Source organism: Sulfitobacter sp. HI0129 (genome assembly GCF_001635395.1).
Lineage (GTDB): Bacteria > Pseudomonadota > Alphaproteobacteria > Rhodobacterales > Rhodobacteraceae > Sulfitobacter.
Window position 1 is genome coordinate 1 of the sequence record NZ_LWGH01000411.1, and the last position, 4,976, is coordinate 4,976.

Sequence of the window (4,976 nt, forward strand, 5' to 3'; positions counted from 1 at the left end):
GCACTGTCGTCGGCACGAACGCGTTTCGGCTTTATGAGGGTGAGCTTGGCATCCGGCTACCTCTTGGCGGCATGGCCAATACGGGCGATATCGACATCGCCCAGTTCGAGAGGTTGAGCGTGGCCCTGCAGGATCAGGTTGACCCGGGACTTGCCGAGACATTTTCGACGCTGAAGTTCGCACCCGTCCCGGGGCTTGATCGAGGGCGGACCTGGCGATGGGCGCAAGGGGGTAGCGGCCAGCTGGTCGAGTTTTTGACACCCGCCTTCGGAAATGAGAGCGTCCGCGAATTGCCCGCCTTGGGCGTGTGCGCGCAAGCGCTGAACTATCTCAACTTCTTGATCGCCGAACCGATCTTCGCCGCCGCCATCTATCGGTCCGGCATTCTTATACAGGTCCCGCGTCCGGAGCGCTTTGCTGTCCACAAACTCATCGTCGCCGACCGGCGACGCGAGGGTGCCGGCAGCCTGAAATCAGCCAAGGATCGCGAACAGGCCGCGTACTTAATTGAGGTCATGGCGGAGGATCGTCCGGACGATCTGGCCAGGGCCTACACCGCTGCGATGGCGGTGGGCCCCCGCTGGCGAGAACACATCGTGAATTCACTGGATCGGATGGCCTACACAAAGGCTGTCCTCAAGGAACTGGTCACTTAGGCGGTTCGCGATTGCCCACGTCACGACGCTCTGACCTGCGATTGGTCGTACTCTCTGCGCAGGACTGTTGGCCTCTCTGGCCGCTCCCGTGAGCAATCGCAGACGCTGAAAATCTCTGCAACGAACAACCGGCTGCGCTGCGGATCTCGTCATAGCCCGGGCCGGGACGAAACTTCATGCGATAGTCCTGGGAAACCTGACAGGAGCTATGACGACTTGGGTACCTGCCGCTCACCCGGGTCTCTCCTCTTTGCTCATTGATGTGGATCGCACGGGGTCGGGCGGTCCGTGCCCTCCGCTCACGCTCCGGAAAACACAAATACGGTTTCCACGCGCGGGGCGCGCGGACCCTCCGCATTTGCGTTTGCGGACCTCCCTTGTCCCCCGTGCCGGGTGATCCCCATCGCAAAAAGGAGAGACCCAAATGACCAACCACTACGTCGCCACCGTTCCCGTCAAGTTCACCGACAACGAAGGTCAGGAGCGCACCCGCTTCCAGCGCGTCGGCGCGATGTTCCGCAACACCCGCAACGGGGACGGCTCGGAGTTCTTCAGCCTCAAACTCGACTTCCCGGTCGCGGTCCAGGAGCTGGTGATGTTCCCGCCGAGCTCCAAGGAACCGCAGGAGTAATCCTCCCACGAGGATGGACCGCCCTAGGGCGGTCCTTTCCCTGTGTCAGGGAAGGCTGCTCCAAGACCGGGAACCCCTGCCTTCGGCCGGCGTCCCCGGGAAGGCGTCAGGACCGCAAGCGGTCCTGACGGGGGATATCAGAGATCGCATGGAACAGGTCTGCCGGCCAGCCTCAAGGGGGCCATCCGGAATAACAGTCGGGCTGCGCCCGCCGGTTTTTCCGGCAGAGATTTGGGCCGAGCCAAATCTGGCCTCCCTTGACCCTGTCCGTCAGCCCGTCGGTGAAGGGATGCGCCGCTCCTCGCTTCCGTCCGAACACATGCGTGTTCGGCCAGACCCTCGGGCGCGGGCATGACAACGGGCGGCCGAGGTGCGGTTGGAGATGGTCGGGTGTTGCTGGGCCCTTCGGGCCGGGCCTCGCACCTGCGGTGCTCGGCTCAAAGCGGAATTCAAGGTCGCCTGGGGGCAATCTACAATAATATTGCATTGACCGGTTCGTATAGTTTCGTATGATGAGGGCGACCTTGAATGAAGGTGGCAGGAAATAGGGGGGCTTTCTTCCGCATGACCCGGACCAAGAGACTGACCGAGCTCGAGAAGGCGGAGATCGTCCGTGAGGCCGCGGGTGGGGTCTCGACGTCGGAGCTGGCCGAACGGTTCGGCGTCACGGCGCGGGCGGTGCGCTACACCCTGAAAGCGGATGCGGACCGCCAACGCGACGCGGCCGTGGCGACCGCCGCTGTGACGGTGAAGCTGACCCCTGACGAGCTTGGGGCGCTGGATGAGGTCCTGGCCGGGGCGGGGATCGAGACCCGCACGGAGGGGGTCCGGCGGCTGATCCAGGCGGCGGGGGGAACCTTCGTTCCGGACGCGCAGCTGGCGGCTGAGATGGCGCGTTACCGGGCCTCCCTGCACGAGGTCGGCAACGGCGTCGTGCAGATCGCCAAGCAGATGGTGAACGCCAGCCGCGCGGGGCAGGGGGAAGGCTCCGCGCCGAACGCAGAGTTGTCCGAACTGCGCCTCGCACAGATGCGTGGGCTGGCGCGGTTCATCCTTGACTCCGCTGACGAGATCGATCTGCTGCTGCGCCGCCGCCGGGATGCCATGCAGCTCTCCGCGACCGCCGCTCTGAGGGAGTTTGCCCATGCGGCTGAATGATGCCGTCCATGACGTCACCGGAGAGATCTTCCGGGATGGCTGGAGCCGCATCCGGGGCTCGATGCAGGGGCTGCAGGCGTCCCGGCAGAGGCAGCTCGTGCGGGCGGCGGCGGGGCATCGTGCAGCGGTCTTCAAGGCGATCCGGGGCGGGGGCACGCATACCAAATCCCAGCTGATGAACCAGCTCGATTACCTGACCACCAAGTCCTCCCATATCGTCGACTCGAGCGGTTTCCTGGACGGGAAGACGAAGCTCGAGGCATCCGAGATCAAGGACCTGACGGAGCGGTTTGCCAAGCGTTGGAGCGCGGGGTTCAAGCCCAAGCTCGGGCAGACGACGCATATGCTCATGTCCTACCCGATCGGCACTCGGGGTGAGGATGTGCGCGACATCACCGCCAATGTTGCCGAGCGGTTCTTCCAGACCGAGGAGGGGCATTTCGACTACATTATTGCCGTGCATGAGGACCGGGATCACCCGCACGCGCATATAGTATTGAACCGCCGGTCCCAGGAGGGAGAGTTCTTCTTTCTGGGCCGGGATCACCGGTTCAACTACGACGACTTCCGCCTCGCCATGGTGGAAGAGGCCGAGAGGTTTGGCGTGCGCCTCGAGGCCACGCGGCGGCTGGATCGTGGGGTTGTGCACTACCCGCCGCGCACCCGCGAGGTCTATGCGGCCAAGATTGAGGGGCGGGCCGCGGAGCCACGGCCACGGGTCGGAGCAGACTTGGATCGCGCTCTGGAAGAGATCGCAAACACCCGGATCATCTATCACTCGCTCGCAGCCGAGGCCTCCGCGGACAACCGCGAGGACATCGCCGATGCGCTCTTCCGGTCTGGAGAGCTTCTGGCCAAGGGCGGCAAGCTGAATTTGGAAGGAGGCGTCTACATGGCAGAGGAGCAATCGTTCGAGGATCTGCGGACCCGTTATGCCGATCAGGTCGCGCGCGTCCAGGGCATGATCGAGGCGAAGCCGGAGACCGAACGGCCGCGGCTCGAGCGCAGCCTCAACGAGATCCAGTCGCGGCTCGCGCATATGCAGCCCTTGGGGCTGCGCTCCATGACATTGACCGAGAAGCCCTCGGAGGGCGGGGTCTATTCCGAGACCAATATCGATGCGGCCCGGCTCGACCGGTTGCGGGACCCCGAGGTGCGGGCGCAGGTCGACACCGCGCTGCGCGGGACCGGGATCAGTTCGTCCGTTGTCGTCGCGCGGATGGAGACCGGCGCGCAGAACGCGGCACTTGAGCGCCAGTGGATCGCGGACGATCTGGCGCGGGTGGCCGAGAGGGACGGCCTCAACCTCGAGCGTCGCGCGGATCTGGAGACGGCGCGCGAGACGCTAAACCGGGCCCATGTCCAGCTCGGCGTCGCACTCGAGCGGGCAGGGGTCCTGCGCGAAGACGGTGTCGTGGAAGATCGCACCGTCATGGAGAGGGTCCATTATCATCGGGACGCCGCTGAGGACATGGAGCGCGCGATCCGCCAAGACATGCGTTCGGAAGGCTTGTCCCATGACCAGATCGAGGCGCGGGAGTGGGAGATCGCGTCCCGGGCGGAGCGACGGATCGAGGAGGAGCAGCGCGCCTATCTCGAGGCACATCCCGAACTGCTCGCGCGCCCGGGCGACGTGATCGACCGGTCCGAGCCCTACCGAGAGCGGATCACCGACGAGGCCTGGGCCCGCGAGATCACCCGCGAGGTTGACCGGATCATGGAAGGTCGCGACGCGCGGACCCCCGTTGCGGATGCCGTCACGGACGAGTTCCGCGCGCGCTATCCGGATATGCCGTCGCATCTCGCCCGCGGGCTTGGCGCGACCTATGCGGCCGTTACCGATCTGCGCGACAGCGAGGCTATCGACCATGTCCGCCGCGAAAGCGAGTTGCGGGAGGTGGCGCTCGACCTGCGCGACGGGCGGCTTTCGGACGCGCGCGAGGGGGACGCTGTCGAGGGGGCAGCGATCGCCGATCCGGACATCCGGCGGGTCGTCGACCATGAACGGGCCGGAAACCTGCACTCGCCGTTTCATGATGAGGGTCAACGCCTGGCCTACCGCGACGCCGTCGAGCGCGAGCTCGACGCGGCGCAGATCGACCGGCTGCGGGACGGGGATGTCGACGTGCTGAAGACCCAGATCGAAGACCGTCTCGATCGGCTCTACGCCGCGAAGACCTACCTGCAGTCGGACGCGGCCACCGCCAACAGCGAGGCGACCCGCGCCGTGGTCGAGGAGATCGCCGACCGCGAGTTCGAGCTCCACCGCGCCGATCTTGTCGACGGTGAGACCGAGCGCGGGGAGACCCACTGATGGGAGGGGTGGGGAAGGGCCGCCTCGCCCTCGGCGTCGCGCTGGTCACAGTCGTCGCCATCGCGATCGGCTATGTCATCGCCTCGGCCGTTGTGACGTTCCGAGACCTGGGTTTCCGGGCCGAGATCGACTTCTTCTACATCGCGCAGAACTACCGCGCCATCGGGGCCGTCCGCCCCGATGATTTTCGCCTGATCAACCTGATCATGGGCGGGGC

4 protein-coding genes and 1 pseudogene are annotated in these 4,976 nt (G+C 65.5%); all 5 read left to right on the forward strand.

Going from position 1 to position 4,976, the window contains the following annotated elements:
• Positions 1-656: GSU2403 family nucleotidyltransferase fold protein (locus tag A3764_RS10985; RefSeq protein ID WP_269085021.1), on the forward strand; the 656-nt coding region annotated here is incomplete at its 5' end.
• A 424-nt stretch (positions 657-1,080) separates the two neighbouring features.
• Entirely contained in the window at positions 1,081-1,287 is a 207-nt protein-coding gene (locus A3764_RS10990; protein WP_028093953.1) for a hypothetical protein, read from the forward strand.
• A gap of 564 nt (positions 1,288-1,851) precedes the next feature.
• Complete coding sequence (locus A3764_RS10995) at positions 1,852-2,445, forward strand: helix-turn-helix domain-containing protein (RefSeq protein WP_067951581.1); 594 nt, start codon at positions 1,852-1,854, stop codon at positions 2,443-2,445.
• Positions 2,432-4,759: a relaxase/mobilization nuclease domain-containing protein gene (locus tag A3764_RS11000; RefSeq protein ID WP_067951582.1), complete on the forward strand. Its 2,328-nt coding sequence runs from the start codon at positions 2,432-2,434 to the stop codon at positions 4,757-4,759. The genes A3764_RS10995 and A3764_RS11000 overlap by 14 nt, the downstream gene beginning before the upstream one ends.
• Positions 4,759-4,976, forward strand: a pseudogene (locus A3764_RS11005) (type IV secretory system conjugative DNA transfer family protein); the annotation flags it as partial. The gene A3764_RS11000 and the pseudogene A3764_RS11005, both read left to right, overlap by 1 nt.

Bases quoted from the DNA above. Each gene is read 5' to 3' on its own strand.
- A3764_RS10995 (WP_067951581.1), top strand. From the start codon at position 1,852: ATGACCCGGACCAAGAGACTGACCGAGCTCGAGAAGGCGGAGATCGTC.
- A3764_RS11000 (WP_067951582.1), top strand. From the start codon at position 2,432: ATGCGGCTGAATGATGCCGTCCATGACGTCACCGGAGAGATCTTCCGG.
- A3764_RS10990 (WP_028093953.1), top strand. From the start codon at position 1,081: ATGACCAACCACTACGTCGCCACCGTTCCCGTCAAGTTCACCGACAAC.